At 60.6% G+C, this 21,094-nt stretch carries 16 protein-coding genes; 11 read left to right on the forward strand and 5 right to left on the reverse strand.

Annotated features, from left to right (window positions below; translation table 11 throughout):
• Positions 1 to 3: 3 nt before the first annotated feature.
• The 6 genes from D8U71_RS01595 (at position 4) to D8U71_RS01620 (ending at position 7,965) form a co-directional block, all read left to right on the forward strand.
• Positions 4 to 1,470 (forward strand): alginate O-acetyltransferase, encoded by a 1,467-nt coding sequence (locus D8U71_RS01595; protein ID WP_130887019.1) that lies wholly within the window; start codon positions 4 to 6, stop codon positions 1,468 to 1,470.
• Positions 1,471 to 1,478: 8 nt separating this feature from the next.
• Positions 1,479 to 2,603, forward strand: coding sequence for a mannuronate-specific alginate lyase (locus tag D8U71_RS01600; RefSeq protein ID WP_123418168.1), 1,125 nt, complete (start codon positions 1,479 to 1,481; stop codon positions 2,601 to 2,603).
• Between the two features lie 336 nt (positions 2,604 to 2,939).
• Positions 2,940 to 4,505: an MBOAT family protein gene (locus D8U71_RS01605; RefSeq protein ID WP_024011674.1), complete on the forward strand. Its 1,566-nt coding sequence runs from the start codon at positions 2,940 to 2,942 to the stop codon at positions 4,503 to 4,505.
• A gap of 10 nt (positions 4,506 to 4,515) precedes the next feature.
• On the forward strand, positions 4,516 to 5,688 hold the full coding sequence (locus tag D8U71_RS01610) for an alginate O-acetyltransferase (protein ID WP_016771604.1): 1,173 nt from the start codon (positions 4,516 to 4,518) through the stop codon (positions 5,686 to 5,688).
• 14 nt (positions 5,689 to 5,702) lie between these two features.
• A complete protein-coding gene (locus D8U71_RS01615; protein ID WP_016771605.1) occupies positions 5,703 to 6,359 on the forward strand; it encodes an alginate O-acetyltransferase AlgF in 657 nt (218 codons plus the stop codon).
• Positions 6,360 to 6,513: 154 nt separating this feature from the next.
• A complete protein-coding gene (locus D8U71_RS01620; protein ID WP_130887020.1) occupies positions 6,514 to 7,965 on the forward strand; it encodes a mannose-1-phosphate guanylyltransferase/mannose-6-phosphate isomerase in 1,452 nt (483 codons plus the stop codon).
• A gap of 78 nt (positions 7,966 to 8,043) precedes the next feature.
• Here the strand turns inward: D8U71_RS01620 and D8U71_RS01625 are convergent, their stop codons facing one another.
• Positions 8,044 to 10,779 carry an RHS repeat protein gene (locus tag D8U71_RS01625; protein WP_177434875.1) on the reverse strand — a complete coding sequence of 912 codons (2,736 nt, stop codon included), beginning with the start codon at positions 10,777 to 10,779 and terminating at the stop codon, positions 8,044 to 8,046.
• A 170-nt stretch (positions 10,780 to 10,949) separates the two neighbouring features.
• On the opposite strand from D8U71_RS01625, the gene D8U71_RS01630 reads away from it, so the two are divergent.
• The 3 genes from D8U71_RS01630 (at position 10,950) to D8U71_RS01640 (ending at position 13,732) form a co-directional block, all read left to right on the forward strand.
• Positions 10,950 to 11,414 (forward strand): hypothetical protein, encoded by a 465-nt coding sequence (locus D8U71_RS01630; protein WP_016771607.1) that lies wholly within the window; start codon positions 10,950 to 10,952, stop codon positions 11,412 to 11,414.
• A gap of 36 nt (positions 11,415 to 11,450) precedes the next feature.
• Positions 11,451 to 12,275, forward strand: coding sequence for an SDR family oxidoreductase (locus tag D8U71_RS01635; RefSeq protein WP_130887021.1), 825 nt, complete (start codon positions 11,451 to 11,453; stop codon positions 12,273 to 12,275).
• Between the two features lie 161 nt (positions 12,276 to 12,436).
• A complete protein-coding gene (locus D8U71_RS01640) occupies positions 12,437 to 13,732 on the forward strand; it encodes a hypothetical protein (RefSeq protein ID WP_130887022.1) in 1,296 nt (431 codons plus the stop codon).
• 45 nt (positions 13,733 to 13,777) lie between these two features.
• On the opposite strand, the gene D8U71_RS01645 is transcribed toward D8U71_RS01640, so the two are convergent.
• The 4 genes from D8U71_RS01645 to D8U71_RS01665 all read right to left on the reverse strand — a co-directional run bounded on the left by D8U71_RS01645 (position 13,778) and on the right by D8U71_RS01665 (position 18,676).
• Entirely contained in the window at positions 13,778 to 14,644 is an 867-nt protein-coding gene (locus D8U71_RS01645) for an HlyD family secretion protein (RefSeq protein ID WP_129999886.1), read from the reverse strand.
• Positions 14,645 to 14,654: 10 nt separating this feature from the next.
• Complete coding sequence (locus D8U71_RS01650; protein ID WP_016771611.1) at positions 14,655 to 14,855, reverse strand: DUF1656 domain-containing protein; 201 nt, start codon at positions 14,853 to 14,855, stop codon at positions 14,655 to 14,657.
• Positions 14,845 to 17,037, reverse strand: a complete 2,193-nt coding sequence (locus D8U71_RS01655) for an FUSC family protein (RefSeq protein WP_130887023.1) — start codon at positions 17,035 to 17,037, stop codon at positions 14,845 to 14,847. The genes D8U71_RS01650 and D8U71_RS01655 overlap by 11 nt, the downstream gene beginning before the upstream one ends.
• Positions 17,038 to 17,176: 139 nt before the next feature.
• A complete protein-coding gene (locus D8U71_RS01665; protein ID WP_125927502.1) occupies positions 17,177 to 18,676 on the reverse strand; it encodes an efflux transporter outer membrane subunit in 1,500 nt (499 codons plus the stop codon).
• Between the two features lie 275 nt (positions 18,677 to 18,951).
• Between D8U71_RS01665 and D8U71_RS01670 the strand changes: the two genes are divergently transcribed.
• Together D8U71_RS01670 and D8U71_RS01675 are read left to right on the forward strand one after the other, a co-directional pair.
• Positions 18,952 to 19,920, forward strand: coding sequence for a LysR family transcriptional regulator (locus D8U71_RS01670; protein WP_024011667.1), 969 nt, complete (start codon positions 18,952 to 18,954; stop codon positions 19,918 to 19,920).
• A gap of 390 nt (positions 19,921 to 20,310) precedes the next feature.
• Positions 20,311 to 20,685, forward strand: a complete 375-nt coding sequence (locus D8U71_RS01675) for a DUF6124 family protein (protein ID WP_130887024.1) — start codon at positions 20,311 to 20,313, stop codon at positions 20,683 to 20,685.
• Positions 20,686 to 21,094: the final 409 nt, after the last annotated feature.

Here is a 21,094-nt window from a genome sequence, read left to right on the forward strand (position 1 = left end):
TTTATGCACCCACACATGATCAAACTGCTCAGCCTCTCGGCCCTGACCCTCGGCATTCTCGCTGCCGGCAACGCTCGCGCCGACGCTGAAGGCGCAAGCGTCACGCCACCGAAGTTCACCGCCGAGCCGTGCTGCAACCTGTGCCCGGCGGCCCATGACGCGAAGAACTACACCACGCGTTATCAGCAGAACTTCACCACCCTGGTACAGGCCCAGGGCGACTGGCTGTTCCGTACCCAGGAAGACCTGCGCACCGAGTTCAACACCACGCCGGCCGGCTACAAGCGCCTGCAACAGTTGCACGATGCGTTCAAGAGCAAAGGCGTTGAGCTGGTGATCGTCTACCAGCCGACCCGTGGCCTGGTGAACCGCAACAAGCTCAACCCGCAGGAAAAAGCCGCGTTCGATTACGAGAAAGCGCTGGGCAACTACAAGACCATGCTCAGCCGTTTCGCCAAGATGGGCTACGTGGTGCCGGACCTGTCGCCACTGACCAACGAATCGCTGCCGGACACCCTGCCCGCCCACGATTTCTACTTCCGTGGCGACCAACACTGGACACCTTACGGTGCCCAGCGCACGGCAAAAATCGTCGCCGAAAAGGTCAAGCAGATCCCGGCCTTCGCCGACATTCCCAAGCGTGAATTCGAGACCAAGCGCTCCGGACGCATGGGCAAGACCGGCACTCTGCACAACATGGCCGGGCAACTGTGCGGCACCAGCTACGCGATCCAGTACATGGACCAGTTCACCACCGAGCCGAAAGGCGAGGCTGGTGACGGCGACCTGTTCGGCGATTCCGGCAATCCGCAGATCACCCTGGTCGGTACATCGCACAGCGGCAAGAACTACAACTTTGCCGGTTTCCTCGAAGAAGCCATCGGCGCCGACATCCTCAACGTGGCCTTCCCCGGCGGCGGTTTCGAAGGTTCGATGCTGCAGTACCTGGGCAGCGAAGAATTCCAGAAGACCCCGCCGAAAATTCTCATCTGGGAATTCTCGCCGCTGTATCGCCTCGATCAGGAAACCATCTATCGCCAGATGATGGCGCTGCTCGATAACGGTTGCGAAGGCAAAGACGCGCAGATGTCCGCCAGTGCCACGCTGAAGCCGGGCAGCAAGCAAGAACTGCTGGTCAACAGCAAGAACCTGAACCTGCAGAACGCCAACCATCAGGTCGACATCCGCTTCGCCGACACCTCGGTGAAAACCCTGCAAGCCACCCTCTGGTACATGAACGGTCGCCACGAGGACATCAAGATCGAGAAACCGGAAACCTCCGACACCGACGGTCGTTTCGCCTTTGAGCTGCGCACGGACGAAGACTGGGCCTCGCAAAACCTGCTGGCGGTCGAAGTCCAGGGTCCTGAAGCCGGACCTGACGCCGCGCCACAAAAAGTCGAAGCGAAAATCTGCAAACGCAACGTATTCCCGGGCGCTGGTCAACAGACCGCGCAGCTCGGGCAATGAGGTCTGCTATGCGAAATCCGAAACTGAAAAACCTGTTGGCACCGACACTCCTGAGCCTGGCGATGTTCGCCGGGGCAACTCAGGCTGCCGCGCCATTGCGTCCACCGCAGGGCTACTTCGCCCCGGTGGATAAATTCAAGACCGGCGACAACAGCGATGGCTGCGACGCGATGCCGGCGCCATACACCGGTCCGCTGCAATTTCGCAGCAAATACGAAGGTTCGGACAAGGCCCGCGCGACGCTGAACGTGCAGTCGGAAAAAGCCTTTCGTGACACCACCAAAGACATCACCACGCTGGAACGCGGCACCGCCAAGCGCGTCATGCAGTTCATGCGCGACGGTCGCCCGGAGCAGCTCGAATGCACGCTCAACTGGCTGACCGCGTGGGCCAAGGCTGACGCGTTGATGTCCAAAGACTTCAACCACACCGGCAAGTCGATGCGCAAATGGGCGCTGGGCAGCATGGCCTCGTCGTACATTCGCCTGAAGTTCTCCGACTCGCATCCACTGGCCCAGCACCAGCAGGAAGCGCAGTTGATCGAAGCCTGGTTCAGCAAAATGGCTGATCAGGTGGTCAGCGACTGGGACAACCTGCCGCTGGAAAAAACCAACAACCACTCGTACTGGGCCGCCTGGTCGGTGATGGCGACCGCCGTCGCCACCAACCGCCGCGACCTGTTTGATTGGGCGGTGAAGGAATACAAGGTTGGCGTCAACCAGGTCGACGCCGACGGCTTCCTGCCTAACGAACTCAAGCGCCAGCAACGCGCCCTCGCCTATCACAACTACGCCCTGCCGCCGCTGGCGATGATCGCCAGTTTCGCCCAGGTCAACGGTGTCGATCTGCGTCAGGAAAACAATGGCGCACTGAAGCGTCTGGGTGATCGCGTGTTGGCCGGCGTCAAGGACCCTGATGAGTTCGAGGAAAAGAACGGCAAAAAGCAGGACATGACCGACCTGAAAGAGGACATGAAATTCGCCTGGCTCGAACCGTTCTGCACGCTCTACACCTGTGCGCCGGATGTGATCGAGAAGAAGCGCGACATGCAACCGTTCAAGACCTTCCGTCTTGGCGGCGACCTGACCAAGGTCTACGACCCGTCGCATGAAAAGGGCAACAAGGGTTCCTGAAAGGCGAAGAGCAAAAGCCCCTCACCCTAGCCCTCTCCCGGAGGGAGAGGGAACTGACCGAGGTGGTAGTGCGGACTGCGGCAAAAGAAATATCGAGTCGATCTCGGGCTTTGAAAAGCAGTGAGATCAGGCTGCAAGGCAATACCGGGTCGATCCCCATTTTTGAAAACCATGGAGATCAGGCTCCCTCTCCCTCCGGGAGAGGGCGGGGGGTGAGGGGCGCGGTCTGACGGCCAGCTCCGACCTCAAGCGAACACTGTGTCACCCCTCCACTATCACGGGGGGTTTGGGGGGGCTTTGGCCCTTGACTGTTGATTCAAACATGGAGAGATCGGGATGGTATTTTCATCCAACGTGTTCCTGTTTCTGTTCTTGCCGATCTTTCTCGGCTTGTACTACCTGAGCGGGCAACGCTATCGCAACCTGCTGCTGCTGATCGCCAGCTACGTGTTCTACGCCTGGTGGCGAGTGGACTTCCTCGCGCTGTTCGCAGCGGTCACGCTGTGGAACTACTGGATCGGCCTCAAGGTCGGTGCTGCCGGCGTGCGAACCAAACCGGCGCAGCGCTGGCTGCTGCTCGGCGTGGCCGTCGACCTGTGCATCCTCGGCTACTTCAAGTACGCCAACTTCGGTGTCGACAGCATCAACGAGATCATGACTTCGTTCGGTCTCGAGCCGTTCATCCTCACCCACGTGCTGCTGCCGATCGGTATTTCGTTCTACATCTTCGAATCGATCAGCTACATCATCGACGTGTACCGTGGCGACACTCCGGCCACGCGCAACCTGATCGACTTCGCAGCATTCGTGGCGATCTTCCCGCACCTGATTGCCGGCCCGGTCCTGCGTTTTCGCGACCTCGCCGATCAGTTCAACAACCGCACGCACACCCTCGACAAATTCTCCGAGGGCTGCACGCGGTTCATGCAGGGTTTCATCAAGAAGGTCTTCATCGCCGACACCCTCGCCGTGGTCGCCGACCATTGCTTCGCCCTGCAGAACCCGACCACGGGTGATGCCTGGCTCGGTGCGCTGGCGTACACCGCGCAGCTGTATTTCGACTTCTCCGGTTACAGCGACATGGCCATCGGTCTGGGCTTGATGATGGGTTTCCGCTTCATGGAAAACTTCAAACAGCCGTACATCAGCCAGTCGATCACCGAGTTCTGGCGCCGCTGGCACATCAGCCTGTCCACCTGGCTGCGTGACTACCTGTACATCACCCTCGGCGGTAACCGTAAAGGCACGCTGATGACCTATCGCAACCTGTTCCTGACCATGCTGCTCGGTGGTCTGTGGCACGGCGCGAACATCACTTACATCATCTGGGGCGCCTGGCACGGCATGTGGCTGGCGATCGAAAAAATGCTCGGCCTGAACACATCGCCGCGCAGCCTCAACCCGATCCGCTGGGCACTGACTTTCCTGCTGGTAGTCATGGGCTGGGTGATCTTCCGTGCCGAGAACCTGCACGTTGCCGGGCGCATGTACGGTGCAATGTTCAGCTTCGGCGACTGGTCGCTGTCGGAACTCAATCAGGCCAGCCTCACCGGTCTGCAAGTGGCAACCCTGGTGGTGGCTTACGTGACCCTGGCGTTCTTCGGCCTGCGTGATCTGTACACCAATCAGCCGCCAGCCAAGACCAAACCGGAAGTCAACGTCGAGGCCGATGGCCCTGCCACGGCGACGCCGGGAATGATCAAGGCAGCGCCTGGGGAAAATCCGGCGAGCATCCACGAACCTGGCTACACCGTCGGCGTCGAAGCCCAGGTGCAACCGGCTTACTGGACCGCTGACTGGTCGCGCTACGTGATGCGCGGGCTGATCCTGCTGCTGTTCATCGCCTCGATTCTCAAACTCTCGGCGCAAAGCTTCTCGCCGTTCCTTTACTTCCAGTTCTGAGGGATCTGACATGACCCGCTCATTACGCATCTTCTACATCGCCCTGTTCCTGGTGACGTTGTTGGTCCTCGGTCTTTGGTCGATTCGCAGCTTCTTCGGCTTCAGCACCAACGCCGACGCGACGGTGCTCAATGGCCGCTGGACCAAGGCGGTGGAAACCCACTACGACGATGAATTCCCGATCAAGCGTCTGGGCACCAACCTCTGGGCCGCGCTGGATTTCAAACTGTTCAACGAAGGTCGTCCGGGCGTTGTGCTCGGCCGCGACCAGTGGTTGTACAGCGATGAAGAATTCAACCCGATCGTCAACGAACAGCAGAACCTGCAAGGCAACTACGCGCTGGTCGAAGGCGTGCGCCAGACCCTGAAAGAGAAAGGCGTGAAACTGGTGATGGCGATCGTCCCGGCCAAGGTGCGTCTGTATCCGGAGCATCTGGATGAAGTGAAGCCTTCGAGCATTCACCAGAACCTGTATCAGGATTTCCACGCCCGTGTCGCGGCCGACAAGATCCTCGCCCCTGACCTGCTCGGCCCGCTGCAACAGGCCAAGCAGAACGGTCAGCAAGTGTTCCTGCGCACCGACACCCACTGGACGCCGGAAGGCGCCGAGATCGCCGCCAACACGCTGGCGAAAACCATTGCCGAGAAATTCCCGCTGAGCGGCGAGCCACAGCGCTTCGTTACCACGCCAGCAGAGAAGGTCACGCACAAGGGCGATCTGCGTCTGTTCCTGCCGCTCGATCCGCTGTTCGAAAACATGATGCCGGCGCCTGAGCCACTGCTTAAACGCAACACCGTTGCCGCCGAGCAGCCTGCCGGTGACGACGCCCTGTTCGCCAACAGCGAAGTACCGGTCGCGCTGATCGGCACCAGCTACAGCGCCAACCCCAACTGGAACTTCGTCGGTGCGCTCAAACAAGCGCTGCACAGCGACGTCGTCAACTACGCCGAAGACGGCCATGGCCCGATTCTGCCGATGCTCAGCTACCTGAAAAGCGATGACTTCAAGAACAGCCCGCCACAAGTGCTGATCTGGGAGTTTCCTGAACGATATCTGCCTGTGAACAACGAAATCGGCGACGCCGACCCGCAGTGGGTCGCAGAGCTCAAACAAGCCGGCGCCCGCCAACAAAACGTAGCCATCAACACTAAATCCGAGACGCCCGATCGGGCGCAAAACTGAAAGAGAGGTACACCATGACTTTCACTACTACTCCTCGTCGTCTCGCTAAAAGCTTCGCACTGGTTGCTGGCCTCAGCGTACTTTCCGTCCCAGCCTTCGCCGGTGGCGACGCCGCGCTGTACGGCCCGACCGCTCCGAAAGGCTCGACCTTCGTGCGTGTCTACAACGCCAGCAACGCTGAAGTCAGCGCCACTGTCGGCAGCACCAACCTGAGCGACATCGCGCCACTGGCCAGCAGCGACTTCAGCTTCATGCCGGGCGGCGATTACAGCGCCAAGGTTGGTAGCCAGACCCTGCCGGTCAAACTCGCTGGTGACCACTACTACACCCTGGTCAACAACGCTTCCGGCGCGCCACAACTGATCGAAGAGCCGCCGTTCAAGAACAAGCAGAAATCCCTGGTTCGTGTACAGAACCTCAGCGACAAACCGCTGACCCTGAAGACCGCCGACGGCAAGACCGAAGTGGTGCCGAACGTGGCAGCCAAGGGCCGTGGCGAACGTGAAATCAACCCGGTGAAAGTCAGCCTGGCGCTGTACGAAGGCGACAAGAAAGTCGGCGACGTGAAACCGGTCGCTCTGGAGCGTGGTGAGGCAGCCGTGCTGTACGTCACCGGCAACGGCAGCAACCTGTCGCCAGTCTGGGTGAAACGCCCGGTGTCGACTCGCTAATCCTTTTGTGAACTGACGCAGTACCCCTTGTGGGAGCGAGCCTGCTCGCGAATACGGTCTGACATGCAACATCAATGTCGACTGAGCCATCGCCATCGCGAGCAGGCTCGCTCCCACAGGGCTCTAACCAAATTGATTTTATGGAGTAAACATTATGATTCCGGTGATCTTGTCAGGTGGTAGCGGTTCGCGTCTGTGGCCTCTTTCGCGCAAGCAATTCCCCAAGCAATTCCTCGCTCTGACCGGCGAACACACACTGTTCCAGCAAACCCTCGAGCGCCTGGTGTTCGAAGGCATGGACACGCCGATCGTGGTCTGCAACAAGGAACACCGTTTCATCGTCAACGAGCAACTGGCCGCACGCAATCTGGAATGCCAGCGCATCCTGATGGAACCGTTCGGCCGCAACACGTCGCCGGCCGTGGCCCTGACCGCGATGATGCTGGTCAATGAAGGCCGCGACGAACTGATGCTGGTGCTGCCGGCCGACCACGTGCTGGAAGACCAGAAAGCCCTGCAACGTGCGCTGGCCCTGGCGACTGTCGCAGCCGAGAACGGCGAGATGGTCCTGTTCGGCGTACCGGCGACCAAACCGGAAACCGGCTACGGCTACATCAAATCCACCGCTGATTCGCTGCTGCCCGAAGGCGTCAGCCGCGTCTCGCACTTCGTCGAAAAACCGGACGTCAAGCGCGCCACCGAGTACGTCGAATCCGGCGGTTACTACTGGAACAGCGGCATGTTCCTGTTCCGCGCCAGCCGCTTCCTCGAAGAACTGAAAAAGCACGATCCGGACATCTACGACAACTGCCTGCTGACCCTTGAGCGCAGCCAGCAGGACGCTGACACCATCACCTTCGACGAAGCCACCTTCGCCTGCTGCCCGGACAACTCCATCGACTACTCGGTGATGGAAAAAACCCAGCGCGCCTGCGTGGTGCCGCTGACCGCCGGCTGGAGCGATGTCGGCTGCTGGTCGTCGCTGTGGGAAGTCAACGAGAAAGACGCCAACGGCAACGTCAGCAAAGGCGACGTGGTCATCCAGGACAGCAAGAACTGCATGATCCACGGCAACGGCAAACTTGTCTCGGTGATCGGTCTGGAGAACATCGTCGTGGTCGAAACCAAGGACGCGATGATGATTGCCCACAAGGACAAGGTCCAGGGCGTCAAGCAGATGGTCAACACCCTCAACGCCCAGGGCCGCAGCGAAACCCAGAACCACTGCGAAGTCTATCGTCCGTGGGGCTCGTACGACTCGGTGGACATGGGCGGGCGTTTCCAGGTCAAGCACATCTCGGTCAAGCCGGGCGCGTGCCTGTCGCTGCAGATGCACCACCACCGCGCCGAACACTGGATCGTGGTCAGCGGCACCGCCGAAGTAACCTGCGACGAGAACGTGTTCCTGCTCACCGAAAACCAGTCGACCTACATCCCGATTGCCTCGGTGCATCGCCTGCGCAACCCGGGCAAGATCCCGCTGGAAATCATCGAAGTGCAGTCGGGTTCGTACTTGGGTGAAGACGATATCGAGCGTTTCGAAGATATCTACGGCCGCTCCACCCCGATCGAACGCGGCGTGTCGGTGAAGACCATCGCGCAGTAATCGATCACTAAAACGAGAAGCCCTCGTCCAGCCCGTTGCGTTCCCTATCCGCAGCGGGCTGGGCGGGGGCTTTTTTGTCTAGCCGAAGACTGAATTGCGGCGTCTCGCCAGCGGTGAATCTTCATCGACCGACTCGCCTTCCGTCCCCTGCGCCAGCCCCGCGGGACCCTGTGTAAACGCGGCTGCAAACAGTTGCTGGGCCAACGGTGTCGGTGTTGATTCCGGTTCTGCAAACAACGGCTGCCGCCGGGTCGATCGATTGAAGGACTGCAAGTCGACCGCCGGACTGTTCGAGGAGATGGCAAGAGGCACGGCAACGGGTGTGCTGAGCAGTTTGTACTGGATCCGCGTCTGAGCCTCGGAAACCTGCATGGCATTGCCCATTGCCACACTCAGTGAGCCCACCAACTGAACTGCGGGGTTAGCGGCGTGCATCAGCAGATTTCCGCCGATCTGGAAGCCTTTGGCCACGGCACCGCGCCTGGCTGCAAGCACTTGCGGTTCTTCGACAGGGCTGTTGAACGCAACGGACATGGGTCCCATGATCCGGCTGGTGGTCTCCTCCCCCAACACCCGATTCATTGTCGAAGAAACGAATTCACCGGAGTGGTACAGCACGGCCCCCGAAGGTGGCGCGGTGTGCGTCCGCGCGGCGGCAATGACATGTGCCTGATGTGTGTTGAGCACGGAGTTGTCCCGGGCTCCCAGCTCTGCCAGCGCTACCGGTATTTCGCGGCGATAGGCCTGGACGTCGGGATTGGGGTCATTCTCGAAGTAACGGCGCACTGGCTGCATGCCGGCGGCTTGCACGGGATTGACCAGTTTCTGGTCGGCAAGATCGTGGTACACCCGATCGGGTGCATGCTTGTCGGGCTTGCGCCCGTCGCTGTCTCTGTAAGTGACTGGGTTATTGCGCATCGCGCGATAGCGATTATGACCGTCGATCGCCCCGCCAGGATCGGTATTCAACCAGCGTTGCAGCCACGGCACGTAATAGCGAAACCCAAAGTAATAAAGCCCCGTGGCATCACGTTCCTTCCCTGAATAGCGCGCGGTCTTGTAGCTGACGTCGGGCTCCTTGGCCCACGCCGTCGCGCCAAACGGATAAAAATGCTCGCGGCTGATCAGCCGCGCATCGGCGTCCAGCTCAACACTGATCGAACCCAGGTGATCTTTGAAATTGTATCGGTAGAGATTATTCAGGCCGGTCGGCGGTGGGCTTTGCCAATGCAGGACGCGTACGGTGTTGAGTCCGGTCTGCACGGTGAGCACTTGCAGGCTTTCTCCGGTGCCAGTGTCTGTGCGTAACTCCAGCGCTGGCAGATACCGCACCTGTGCAAGAAGACTGCGCGCAGCCGTGCGTGACGAACGCGTTTTCAATACCCGCTGACCGGCGCCGTCGTAGAGATAGTTTTCACAATCATCGGCGCCTGATACGCGCAGCACGAGCACCACCGAGTTCAGCTGGTTCCGCAGATTCCACTGCAACCGGCGTCCTTGATCCAGCAACAGCAAATTGCCTCGCGCATCGAACGCCTCAGCGATCTGGGACTCAGATGGCGGCTTACCGTCATGCCACGGCAAGCAACGATTGCTGTAGCGCGCGGCCTGCAATTGATGACCTGGACTCTGTGGGCCAACGTGACTCAGCTCGAGCAAATTGCCGGCGGCGTCATAACGATAACTCTGGCTGTAGTTGGCGACAGCGGTCGGCCCGCCACCGGCAGCGCCGGCCTCCCAGCCAGTGGCGTGAGTCAACTGGCAAAGGCTGTCATAGCGGTAGCGACTGACCGGCTCGATGCGCTGGTTGGCGAACCAGCGTACCGGCAATGCCTGGTCTTCGATGCTCAGCACATTGCCCATCGGGTCATAGGCATACAACAGGTCCTGCCAAACGTTGCCCTCTTGATCCTGAGCATGACGCATGAGCAGACGGCCGTCTTCACGGCGGTAGCTCAGCGTGGTCAGAACGCCGTTACCTGCCAGCTCCTGGGTCACCTGACCTTCGGCGTTGTACCGAATATCACTGACCACAGGATGGTCTGAAGTCTGATACCTGAGCCGTAGATCAACCTCGCGTAATCGTCCGTCGTGAGTCAGCGCGAATACCTGCCGATGACCAGCGGCATCCACCTGTTCCAGCACGGAGCCCTGCGGTGAAAAGCGCCATTGCGTGGTTGCCCCTTCGGACTCCAGCGGTACCTTGCGCTCAACGTCAGCATCTGGCCAATCCGGCACAACCGACTCGAGCACGAAGTGTCGGGTGTTTTCACAACACTGGCCGGTGATTGCGAATTGCTCGAACAGGACGCTACCGGCCGGATCGTCATGCCGGATCAACTGACCGAGCTGATTGCGCAGCGCCTCGCCAAAGCCGGGCCGGCCATAGGCAAAACGCTCGGCGCAGCGGCGAGGTACGCCTGTGCCTTCTTCGAACACCGCGACAGGGCGCAGCAAGTCATCGTATGCAATCTCGCGGCATGTGCCACGGCTGTCCCAGTTGAACAGCGTCTGGCCGGCCAATCCCGGCAACCGGACTTGGACTCCCGCATCGCTACTGTCCGAGCGCAGCGCGATATCGTTCAAGGCATGGGTGGTGGTGAGGCTGGCGGGCGCTTGCGGATCGATCACCTGCAACGCCCACAATCGCGCATCCCATTGTTTGACTACACGCCCGGCGACGTCCCGCAACGTCCGCTCGATTCGGGGCTCACTTGCCAGCGCCGCATCGGCGCGCCAGTAGTTGACGTTGAGGATCGCCAAACCACGCGGATCGTTCACGGCAAGCGTTGGCGTATTGCGGTGGATGCCCATAGTGCGTCAACGTCCCAGTGTGCCCTTCGCGCATGAGAGCAAGCCCGGACGTGGATGCCTACTGTCAGAAATTACAGTCCCGACCAACGGCAGGCTTGTTGCCGCTCCGAATATCCATTGTGCGACGCCTTCGGTAGGATGAAGCTCACTCACTCACGGAGCGTTCCCGCATGTTCATCGGCATCCTGCTGGTCATCACCTGGCTGATCCTGCTGCTGCGCTATCCGGCCAAGGCCTTGCCGGTGTCGGTGGCCGCTGCCATCGGCCTGGGCTTCGTAGCCATGTGGGTGGTGTGGCTGGACAACCGCGAGATCAAACAACTGGCGCGCCTGGAACTGCGCATTGCCTATGCTCCCGAACAATGTCCGGCCGACCGTCCACTGCAATTGAAAATGAACAACGGTAACGATGTGCCGCTGACCGAACTGCGTTGGCGCGTCGCCGCGTACGCGCCGGGCGATACGGTCAATCTGGCCGACAATCAATACACCGCCCCACGCTATCGCGGCCCCGGCGAACTGCAGGCCGGCGCCACCTGGGAAGATTGCTTGCCCTTGCCGCCACTGCGTCCCGGCTATCGCCCGCAAACCCTGGAGTTTCGCGCCGAGCATTTGCAGGGTAGTTTTGCCGACTGATCCCCTCCCCCGACTTTTTTGCACAAGGAATGCGCCATGCCCGTTGCGTTGATTACCGGTTGTTCCAGCGGCATCGGCCGCGCCCTCGCCGACGCGTTCAAAGCCGCCGGCTACGAAGTCTGGGCCAGTGCGCGCAAGACTGAAGACGTCGCTGCGCTCAGCGCCGCCGGTTTCACCGCGATTCAGCTGGACGTCAACGATGGCGCCGCGCTGGAACAACTCGCCGAGCGTCTGAACCAGCAACATGGCGGCCTTGATGTACTGATCAACAACGCCGGTTACGGCGCGATGGGGCCGCTGCTCGACGGCGGCGTGCAGGCGATGCAGCGCCAGTTCGAGACCAACGTGTTTTCGATTGTCGGCGTCACCCGCGCGTTGTTTCCGCTGCTGCGTCGGGCCAGGGGGCTGGTGGTGAATATCGGCAGCGTGTCAGGTGTGCTGGTCACGCCATTTGCCGGCGCCTACTGCGCTTCGAAAGCGGCGGTGCATGCATTGAGCGATGCCTTGCGCATGGAACTGGCACCGTTCGGTATCCGCGTAATGGAAGTTCAGCCAGGCGCAATTGAATCGAGTTTTGCGAAGAATGCCGGACAGGAAGCCGAGCAATTGATCAACGAGCAATCGCCGTGGTTTCCATTGCGTGAAGGCATTCGGGCACGGGCCAAGGCATCGCAGGACAAACCCACTCCGGCCAGTGAGTTTGCTGCCGAGCTGTTGAAAGCGGTGCGGCAGAGCAAGCCGCCACGGCTGGTTCGCATCGGCAACGGCAGTCGGGCGTTGCCGTTGCTGGCGGCGTTGTTGCCGAAGGGTTTGCTGGAATCGACGTTGATGAAGCGCTTCGGATTGCGCGCAAAGCTCTGATACCCAGTTGTTGCGACGAGCGGTATCCCGACCTGTCAGAGTTGACAGTAGGCGCCCTCTAAAGGAAGGCCTATCGTGAGTTCAAGCCAGGTGAACGGTGTTGAGGCTGTGTTAAAGCCCGGCGAGTAATCCGACCTCACGACAACCGCGCAGGGACGTATATGACAACCGCTAAGAAGGCCACGAACATCAGGGCAACAATCGACGCTACATGGGGAAGCGGTGAAGGCAAACTTCAACTTGACGATATATTTCAGGACGACCCGGCGAAGTCCCGGCCCCTCACCGGATCGACGCTGCTGCGCGATAAATCGTTGCTGGTTACCAGTACCTTCGACAATAGCTCCTTCTTCATTTCCAAGCTGAACCACTTGGGTGCCGTAGACCTGGCGTTTGGGGTCGAAGGGCGTGTCATGGGTTCGTTCCTGGCCAATGAGCAGGCCTCTGGCGGGCCTATTGCAGAAGGTGCCGATGGGCGGCTGTTCATGGCGGGCAGCACAACCAATGGGAAGTCGAGCGAGGTTAGCCCCGCGATTCTCTGCCTCGACAGCAAAGGCAATCGAGTGAGCAGCTTTGGCGACAATGGCCAAGTCATCATCGATCCCCCAAACACACAACGGCTTACGAAAAAAGGCCCGGCATTCGTGTTCGCGTTACCCGATGGCAGCATTATTGTCGGCGTTGATTACCACACGCCTGACGTGCTCAGGGCGCACCTGTACAAATTCGATGCGCAGGGAGCACCCGTAAAGGCATTCGGTACAGATGGCCGAGTTGAAATAAAGCACGGGCTGCGCCATGCATCGACCTCACTCAGCGACGGTTGCGTGCTCGACAATGGACTGTTGTTATTTGCAGGCTACGAAAAATACGAGCCCGACGTGAACACGGACGGACTCGTCGTGATGTTGAATTCAGACAGTGGCGCGCCCCATGAGAATTTCGGTCACCCGGAAAGACCCGGGATTCTGGTAGTCCGGTACAACTCCAGGGGTGCCGAACTCAATACTGTGAGACAGCGAGCCCCCAATAGGTTCACGGCATCCGGCTACACCAACATGGGCAACGCCTTGAGTGAGCGATACGGCATGTTGATCGCCTTCGATGAAGAAGGTAAGCCCGATTTCGACGTTTTCGGCAGTCCGAATATCATGCCGCTTCCAGCAGATCTCGGCAGCGACAGGCGAGTCAACTGGGCGGACCATGTTCCTTTCGCTGATAACATCGTAGTTTCTGGTGGAGACGAGAAGGGCAATTATATTGCCTGTGTTAAAGCACGCAGCGGTGGCTACAACTCCGATTTTTCAGACGCGGGTGGCGTCATCCCTCGCGAGGAGACCACCGACTCTCTCTCCAGGCTTCATTATCAGCAGGACCCTGGAAAATTAATTGTTGCCCTCAACATCAATCCAGAAAATCCTCTGGGTTGTCTGTATCGCTACAACATTTCCCAGTAGCTGGAAGCATCACCGCGTCGCCCGGTTCAGGGGCGACTCGGTCGATCAATTATCTGCCAGGTCCTGCTTCACCACTACCGTGCAAGTAATTCCCGCCGCCAGCAACACCCCCGCCGGCACCTCATCAATGTGAATCCTTACCGGCACCCGCTGAGCCAGGCGCACCCAGTTGAACGTCGGGTTCACATCGGCGATCAGCTCGCGGCTTTCCGGGTTGTCGCGGTCGTAGATGCCGCGGGAAATGCTTTCGACATGGCCCTTGAGCACCTCGCCGCTCATCAACTGCATATCGGCTTTGTCACCCACTTTGACGTGCGGCAGTTTGGTCTCTTCGAAAAATCCGTAAACCCAGAACGAGTTCATGTCGACCACGGCCATTTTGGCCTCGCCGATGCGCGCGTAGTCGCCGCGATGCACATTGAGGTTGGTCACGTAACCGTCGACCGCCGCGCGCACTTCGGTGCGTTTCAGGTTGAGTTCGGCGGCTTCCAATTGCGCCTGGGCGTGTTGGTAATCGGCCAGCGCAGCGTCGGCGATGTTGCTGGCGTCGTCGCGGTTCTCTTTGGAGATCACCAGATTGTCGAGGTCGGCGCGGCGGTGGGCGTTGACCTTGCGCATTTCCCAGGTCGACTTGCGCGAGGCGACCAACGACTGCGCCTGCTTGACCGCAATGCGATAGTGCTCGGGGTCGATGCGCATCAGCAGATCGCCCTTCTTCACCAACTGGTTGTCACGCACCGGCACTTCGACCACTTCGCCGGTGACGTCGGCGGCGACGTTGATGATGTCGGCACGCACGCGACCATCGCGGGTCCACGGCGTGTTCATGTAGTGCTCCCACAACGTGCGGCCGATCCACAGCGCCAGGGCCAACACCAGCAGGGTCGCGAGCAGGCTGAAAAACTTTTTCATCAAGATGTTCTCAACGGTAAACAGTCAGCGCCATGGCGCCGAACAGACAGGTAAACAGGCTTAGACGCAGCAGCGCCGGGTGCCAGAAAAAACGGTACAGGTCGAACCCCGAGAGGAAGCGGTCAACTGCCCAGGCCAGTCCCGCAGCGATGAAAAACATCAGGGTCATGGTCGGCATGTACACGCCGTGGAAGGCGATTTCACGAGGCATGGGCAAGTCCTTCGGGCCTGGCAGAAGCGAATTCGGCGAGGGGTGATTGCGGGTCGAGCAGCGAGGTGCGGATGAAGTGCAGGTAGCTTTTCACCCGGCGCAACGCCGAGGTATCGAAGTGCGGCGCGAACGGCTCGTCGGTGGCGGCGACGCGGCTGATCGCGTGATCGACCGCCACCAGTGCGCGTTCGAGATTGCTCGCGTTCGCCTGCAAAAACAGGCGCACCAACGCGCGCCCCATCACGCGGATTGCCTGGCGCCACGGCTGCGATTCGGCATACGCCGGGTGCACCGGCAGGATCGCCTGTTCCTTGCGCAATTCGATGATCGCGTGGCCGACTTCGAGCACCACGAACATCCAGCGCAGCAGACTCTTCTGCACTTTCGGTTGCCCTGCCGCGAGGCCATAGGCCTGATGCAGCAGATCGCGGGTGCGGCTCTCGAAACGCGAGGCCAGACCCTTGAGTTTGCCGCTGATCGCGTAGACCACTTGGCCACGCAAGTCCTGCTCCAGGCGCTGCCACAGCCAGCGACTGTTCGGCGGCAGAATGATCGCCCCCGCTGCGGCACAGACGAGCATGCCCATGACCATGGCGATGTAGTCGTTGATGAAGGTGTAGGGGTTGTAAATCGTGAGATTGTCCGGCACTGAACCGGTGCTGAAAAAGATCAACAACCCGAGGCCGACACCGGCGTATTGCGGTCGTGAAGCGAGGAACGAACCGAGCACGATCACCGGCGCGAGCATCACGCAGAGCAAGGGGAAACCGTCGATCAGCGGGAAGATGAAAAACATCTCGACGAAGCCGATCAGTGCACCGAGAAACGTGCCGCAGGCCATTTGAAAGGCCATGCGTTTGGGGTTCGGTGTGGCGGCGGAAAGGCCGACGGTGGCGGCGGCGATCAGGGTCATGGTCGCCCCGCTCGGCCACGCGGTGGCGACCCAATAACTGCCCAACACAATCAGGATGAACGAGGCACGAATCCCCGACGCGGCCGCCGCCCACCAGTTGGTTTGCGGAGTGAACGGCTCGTCCCAGCGCTCGCGTTCGTGGCGGTGCTCGGCCAGGGACGCGTGGGTCTGTGCATAGCTGTGCAGGTCATCGACGAAGCGGTAGAGCAATTCGTAGGCGGTGTGGAAATCCAGTTGTTCGGCTTCGCTCGGAGCAGTGTCCTGAAAGATCCCGCGCAGGGTTCGGACCCGTGCCGGCAGACCTTCCTTGTAGCTGGCCAACGCGGTCGCCAAACGTGCCGCATCGGGGCTGGTCAGCGCGCGACCGCTGAAGCCGTCGAGCACTTCGGCGAGGTCCTGCAAGCCCGGTTTGATCGCTGCCACGACATGCTCTTCGCCATTGCCGCGCAGGCGTTCAAGCAACTGATGCAAGGCGTTGAAGCGCGTGGTGATGCCCATGAACTCACTGTTCAAACGACTTAGCCGGCCGTTGCGCCGGCGCATGTGCGGGTCTTCGAACACGGTCACGCTGCGCAAGCCTTCCAGGCCCACGGCTTCGGCAATGAAGCGCACGTTGCTGGCTTCGAACGCCTCGGCTTTGCTGCGCCCGCGCAGGCCGTCAGTGACGAACAGGGCGAACACGCCGAAGCGCTGATACAAGGCGTTGCGCATCGCCGCACTGGCGGTCTGCGGCAGAATCGCCGCGCTGATCAGCGTCGAACAGAGAATCCCCAGCGAGATTTCCAGCACCCGCCATACCGCCGCCATAAAGGCGCCGTCCGGGTGCGCCAGCGCCGGCAGACCGACCATCGCTGCGGTGTAACCGGCGAGAACAAAACCATACGCGCGAAAATTGCGGCAACGTGCGGCACCGGCTGAGCAGATGCCGACCCAGATCGCCAGCGAGCCGAGAAACAGCTCCGTGTTCTGCGCGAACAAAGCGATCAGCGTGACCATCATCGCCGACCCGGCCAGCGTGCCGAGCAAGCGATAGAAACTCTTGGCGAACACCTGACCGCTCTGCGGCTGCATGACGATGAACACCGTGATCATCGCCGTACGCGGTTGCGGTAGTTCCAGCCGCATCGCCAGCCACAGGGTGAGAAACGCGGCGAGCAACACCTTGAAGATATACACCCAGGTCACGCCATCGCTGCGTGCCCAGTCGAAAAAACCGCGACGCCATTCCAGGGAGTGGAGCCAGCGCAGGGGGGCGGGCAAGGAGGTCATTGAAAATACTCAGGCATGCAATGCGGACTCGAAACCTGTAGGAGCGAGCCTGCTCGCGAAAGCGGCGTGTCAGGCAACATGTTCATTGACTGATACGCCCTCTTCGCGAGCAGGCTCGCTCCCACAATGGATGCTGTGTTCAACGCAGCAGCGCCGGGGTCTTCGGGGCTTGGGTCTGCTCGGCTGTCGGCACGTCATCACCGGCACCGAGGCCGCCCCCCAAGGCAGTCACCAGCTCGGCATGCGCACTCAACCGCGCCGCCTGCACCTGCTGCTGCACTTGCTGCTGTTTGAACAGCAATGTCTGCGCATTCAGCACATTGAGGTAATCGGTGAGGCCACGTTGATAGGCGATCATCGCGATGTCGTAAGTCTTCTGCGCGGCAGCCACGGATTCGGCGGCGAAGTCCTGCTGCTTGTCCATCGATTCGCGACGGATCAACTGATCGGAAATGTTCTTCAGCGCGTTGATCAGGGTCTGGTTGTAGTGCGCCACGGAGATGTCATAACCGGCCGCCGCTTCGCCCAATTCGCCACGCAGTCGACCGCCGTCGAAGATCGGCAACGAGATCGCCGGGCCGACGTTGTAGTTGAGTTTCTTGCCGCTCAGAAACTCCAGCGCGCCGCCGCCAGTGGCCATGTAGCCGAGGCTGCCGACCAGATCGACGTTGGGGTAGAAACCGCCGTGGGCGACATCGATGCCGCGCGCCTGCGCCGCCACTTGCCAACGACTGGCGACCACGTCCGGACGCTGGCCGAGCAGTTCGGCAGGCAATGCCGAGGGCAACTTCAACGGCGCCGCGAGGGACAGCGTCGGCCGTTGCAGTTGCGCCGCCGCGCCCGGCCCTTTGCCGGCCAGCGCAGCAATCTGGTTGCGGCTCAGGGCAATTTCCTCGTCCAGCGCATCGAGTTGGCGATGGGTTTCCGGCAACGGCGTTTCGGCTTGGCTGACTTCGAAATGCGTGCCGATGCCACCGCTCAAACGCTTCTGCGCCAGATCGAGAATCTGCTGTTGCTGTTTGAGCATTGCGGCAACGATGTCGCGCTGGGCGTAATGCAGCGACAGCTCGATGTAGGCGCGGACGATGTTGTTCTGCAGTTCCAGTTGCGCCAGGCGCGCCTCGGCCACACTCACATGGGCCAGATCCACCGCGCGTTCACTGGCATTGCGCTCGCGGCCCCAGAGGTCGAGGGCATAACTGAAGCCGAGCGCGGCGTTGTTGTCCCATGTGGTGGTGTTGGCCAGATCGCCGGGGCCGTAGAACTGATCGGTCGGCCAGTTGTGGCGCTTGAGGGTCGATTCGCCATTGATCTGCAACGCCTCAGCCGCTTCGGCAACACCGGCCATGGCCTTGGCCTGACGCACCCGCGCGGCGGCCATGGCCATGCTCGGGCTGCCTTGCACGGCGAGGTCGATCCAGCGATCAAGTTGCGCGTCACCAAACGCCTGCCACCATTGGGCGCTGGGCCAGTGTGCGTCTTTGGCGGCCTCGGCAATGGCAGCGTCGGTGGCCAGTGAATCGGCCGCGAGTGCCTCGCCGTGAGGGGCAATGCCTTGGGTAGAGATGCAGCCGCCGAGAGCCAGGGTTAAAGCCAGAACACTGAGCGGCAAAAGCGCTCTGTTGATGCGACGCGGCACAGCTGCGAATTCCTGAGAGAGGGATAGATCGAGGACCGTGCAGGAGCTGCCGCAGGCTGCGATTTTTGATCTTGCTTCCCTTAAAACAAAATCAAAAGACCGCAGCCTTCGGCAGCGCCGGCACAGGATCGGCGCAATTCTATGGAGCTACCTCTGCGGCGATAAGCTGGGATTTCTGTGAATCTTTGTTACGGTTAACGAGATAATCCCTTGGTCGGGGGTCTCAGCCCCTGAAACTTCGTGTCACAATTTGCCATCTCCCTTGAGAGCACCCCATGGACACTTTGCAAAACATGCGCGCCTTCAGTTGTGTTGCCGAAGCGGGCAGCTTCACCGCCGCCGCCGTGCAACTGGACACCACCACCGCCAACGTCTCGCGCGCGGTCTCCAACCTCGAGGCCCACCTGCAAACCCGCCTGCTCAATCGCACGACCCGGCGCATCGCCCTGACCGAAGCCGGCAAACGCTACCTGCTGCGCTGCGAACAGATCCTCGCCTACGTCGAAGAAGCCGAAGCGGAAGCCAGCGACGCCCACGCACGCCCCGCCGGCCAACTGAAAGTGCACACCATGACCGGCATCGGTCAGCACTTCGTCATCGACGCCATCGCCCGCTACCGCAAGACCCACCCCGACGTGACCTTCGACCTGACCCTGGCCAACCGCGTGCCGGACCTGCTCGACGAGGGCTACGACGTGTCCATCGTGCTGGCCAGCGAACTGCCCGATTCCGGCTTCGTCTCGCAACGCCTGGGCATCACCTACAGCATCGTCTGCGCCTCGCCGGCCTACGTAAAAGCCAACGGCGCCGCACAGAAACCCAGCGACCTTCTCAACCACGCCTGCCTGCGCCTGGTCAGCCCGGTGATCCCGCTGGAGAAATGGGCATTCGATGGCCCGGACGGCCAGGAAACGGTCACCATCAACAGCTCGCCATTCCTGGTGAACTCCGCCGACGCCATGAAAACCGCGATCACCAGCGGCATGGGCGTCGGCGTGCTACCGGTCTACGCCGCCATCGAAGGCCTGCGCAACGGCACTCTGGTGCGCGTGATGCCCAACTACCGCTCGCAGGAACTCAACCTCTACGCGATCTACCCGTCGCGGCAGTACCTGGATGCCAAGATCAAAACCTGGGTGGAATATTTGCGCGGATCGTTGCCGGAGATATTGGCGGCGCATCAGGCGGAACTGGTTGCGTATGAGTTGAGCGGGAGTCTGGCTGGCGCGCGCGTCGCCACCTGACTTTAAACACCGCTGACTTCGTGTAGGAGCTGACGAGTGCAACGAGGCTGCGATCTTTTGATTTTGCTGTTTAAAAAATCAAAAGATCGCAGCCTACGGCAGCTCCTACATCGCGGTGTTTACGGGGAAGTTTCCGACAGGTTTTGCAGGTTGTCCGTCGGAAGTGCGCTGGCTAGGATCTAGTGGTTGCTGACGAATCAGCGACCGGGCTTGGTCGTCCGGGTTTAGAATGGCGCACATTTTCAAGCATGCTTAATGGCGAGCTGTGCGTGGGAGGGCCTCGGCCCTGCCGGGTTTCCATTCCCTGGTCGACCAACCCGCGTACGGTTCGCCACCCGATTGCTTGGTCGCAGTCAGTGGCGAACTCCACTTCCCGAATGGAGTTTCACCATGTTCAAACCCACACCCAATCCCCCCGAATCCGCAAGCACCTCACCCTACCAATCCCCCGACTCAACGAAACTCCACGACGCCGCCGAGCGTGCGCTGGATCACTACCTCAAACCGGCCACCACCGCGCAGCAAAGCCACAAACCCAGCACCATGTTCCAGATCGCCCCGGACCAGGACAACGAAAGCCTGCTGGCCCACGCCTGCGAATCCCTCGCCTCGGCGAGCATCATGAGCAGCGACATCGCCGCCCACGTCGACAGCCCACAGCGGCACACCATACTGGCCATCCAGCAGGTGATCATGCTGGCGGAACTGGCGGTGAACCGCGTGCTGGATAATTACGAAATCCACCAGGCCCCGTCACGCAGCTGATCTTCCCGGAGCGAGCCCCACCGCGAGGGCTTCGGCACATTCAACATTCAACATTCAAGGTGTCAGACAAACCGCTTTCGCGAGCAGGCTCGCTCCCACAGTTTGAATCGAGTACATCAGCGAGAAACAGGTCGGCTGTCAGGCCGCCTCCGCTGGCAAGCCAGCTCCCACAGGGACGGGGTGAATCTGGCAGAGAGAGGTTGGCAGTGGAGACGCTTTCGCGAGCAGGCTCGCTCCCAGAGTTTGAATCGAGTACATCAGCGAGAAACAGGCCAGCTGTCAGGCCGCCTTCGCTGGCAAGCCAGCTCCCACAGGGACGGGGTGAATCTGGCAGAGATGGGTTGGCAGTGGAGACGCTTTCGCGAGCAGGCTCGCTCCCACAGTTTGAATCGAGTACATCAGCGAGAAA

The organism is Pseudomonas sp. Sample_21 (assembly GCF_004307525.1).
Classification (GTDB): Bacteria; Pseudomonadota; Gammaproteobacteria; order Pseudomonadales; family Pseudomonadaceae; genus Aquipseudomonas; species Aquipseudomonas atacamensis.

Bases quoted from the DNA above. Each gene is read 5' to 3' on its own strand.
- D8U71_RS01605 (WP_024011674.1), top strand. From the start codon at position 2,940: ATGGTATTTTCATCCAACGTGTTCCTGTTTCTGTTCTTGCCGATCTTT.
- D8U71_RS01645 (WP_129999886.1), bottom strand. From the start codon at position 14,644: ATGAAAAAGTTTTTCAGCCTGCTCGCGACCCTGCTGGTGTTGGCCCTG.
- D8U71_RS01600 (WP_123418168.1), top strand. From the start codon at position 1,479: ATGCGAAATCCGAAACTGAAAAACCTGTTGGCACCGACACTCCTGAGC.
- D8U71_RS01620 (WP_130887020.1), top strand. From the start codon at position 6,514: ATGATTCCGGTGATCTTGTCAGGTGGTAGCGGTTCGCGTCTGTGGCCT.
- D8U71_RS01670 (WP_024011667.1), top strand. From the start codon at position 18,952: ATGGACACTTTGCAAAACATGCGCGCCTTCAGTTGTGTTGCCGAAGCG.
- D8U71_RS01640 (WP_130887022.1), top strand. From the start codon at position 12,437: ATGACAACCGCTAAGAAGGCCACGAACATCAGGGCAACAATCGACGCT.
- D8U71_RS01630 (WP_016771607.1), top strand. From the start codon at position 10,950: ATGTTCATCGGCATCCTGCTGGTCATCACCTGGCTGATCCTGCTGCTG.
- D8U71_RS01610 (WP_016771604.1), top strand. From the start codon at position 4,516: ATGACCCGCTCATTACGCATCTTCTACATCGCCCTGTTCCTGGTGACG.
- D8U71_RS01625 (WP_177434875.1), bottom strand. From the start codon at position 10,779: ATGGGCATCCACCGCAATACGCCAACGCTTGCCGTGAACGATCCGCGT.
- D8U71_RS01650 (WP_016771611.1), bottom strand. From the start codon at position 14,855: ATGCCTCGTGAAATCGCCTTCCACGGCGTGTACATGCCGACCATGACC.
- D8U71_RS01635 (WP_130887021.1), top strand. From the start codon at position 11,451: ATGCCCGTTGCGTTGATTACCGGTTGTTCCAGCGGCATCGGCCGCGCC.
- D8U71_RS01615 (WP_016771605.1), top strand. From the start codon at position 5,703: ATGACTTTCACTACTACTCCTCGTCGTCTCGCTAAAAGCTTCGCACTG.
- D8U71_RS01595 (WP_130887019.1), top strand. From the start codon at position 4: ATGCACCCACACATGATCAAACTGCTCAGCCTCTCGGCCCTGACCCTC.
- D8U71_RS01675 (WP_130887024.1), top strand. From the start codon at position 20,311: ATGTTCAAACCCACACCCAATCCCCCCGAATCCGCAAGCACCTCACCC.
- D8U71_RS01655 (WP_130887023.1), bottom strand. From the start codon at position 17,037: ATGACCTCCTTGCCCGCCCCCCTGCGCTGGCTCCACTCCCTGGAATGG.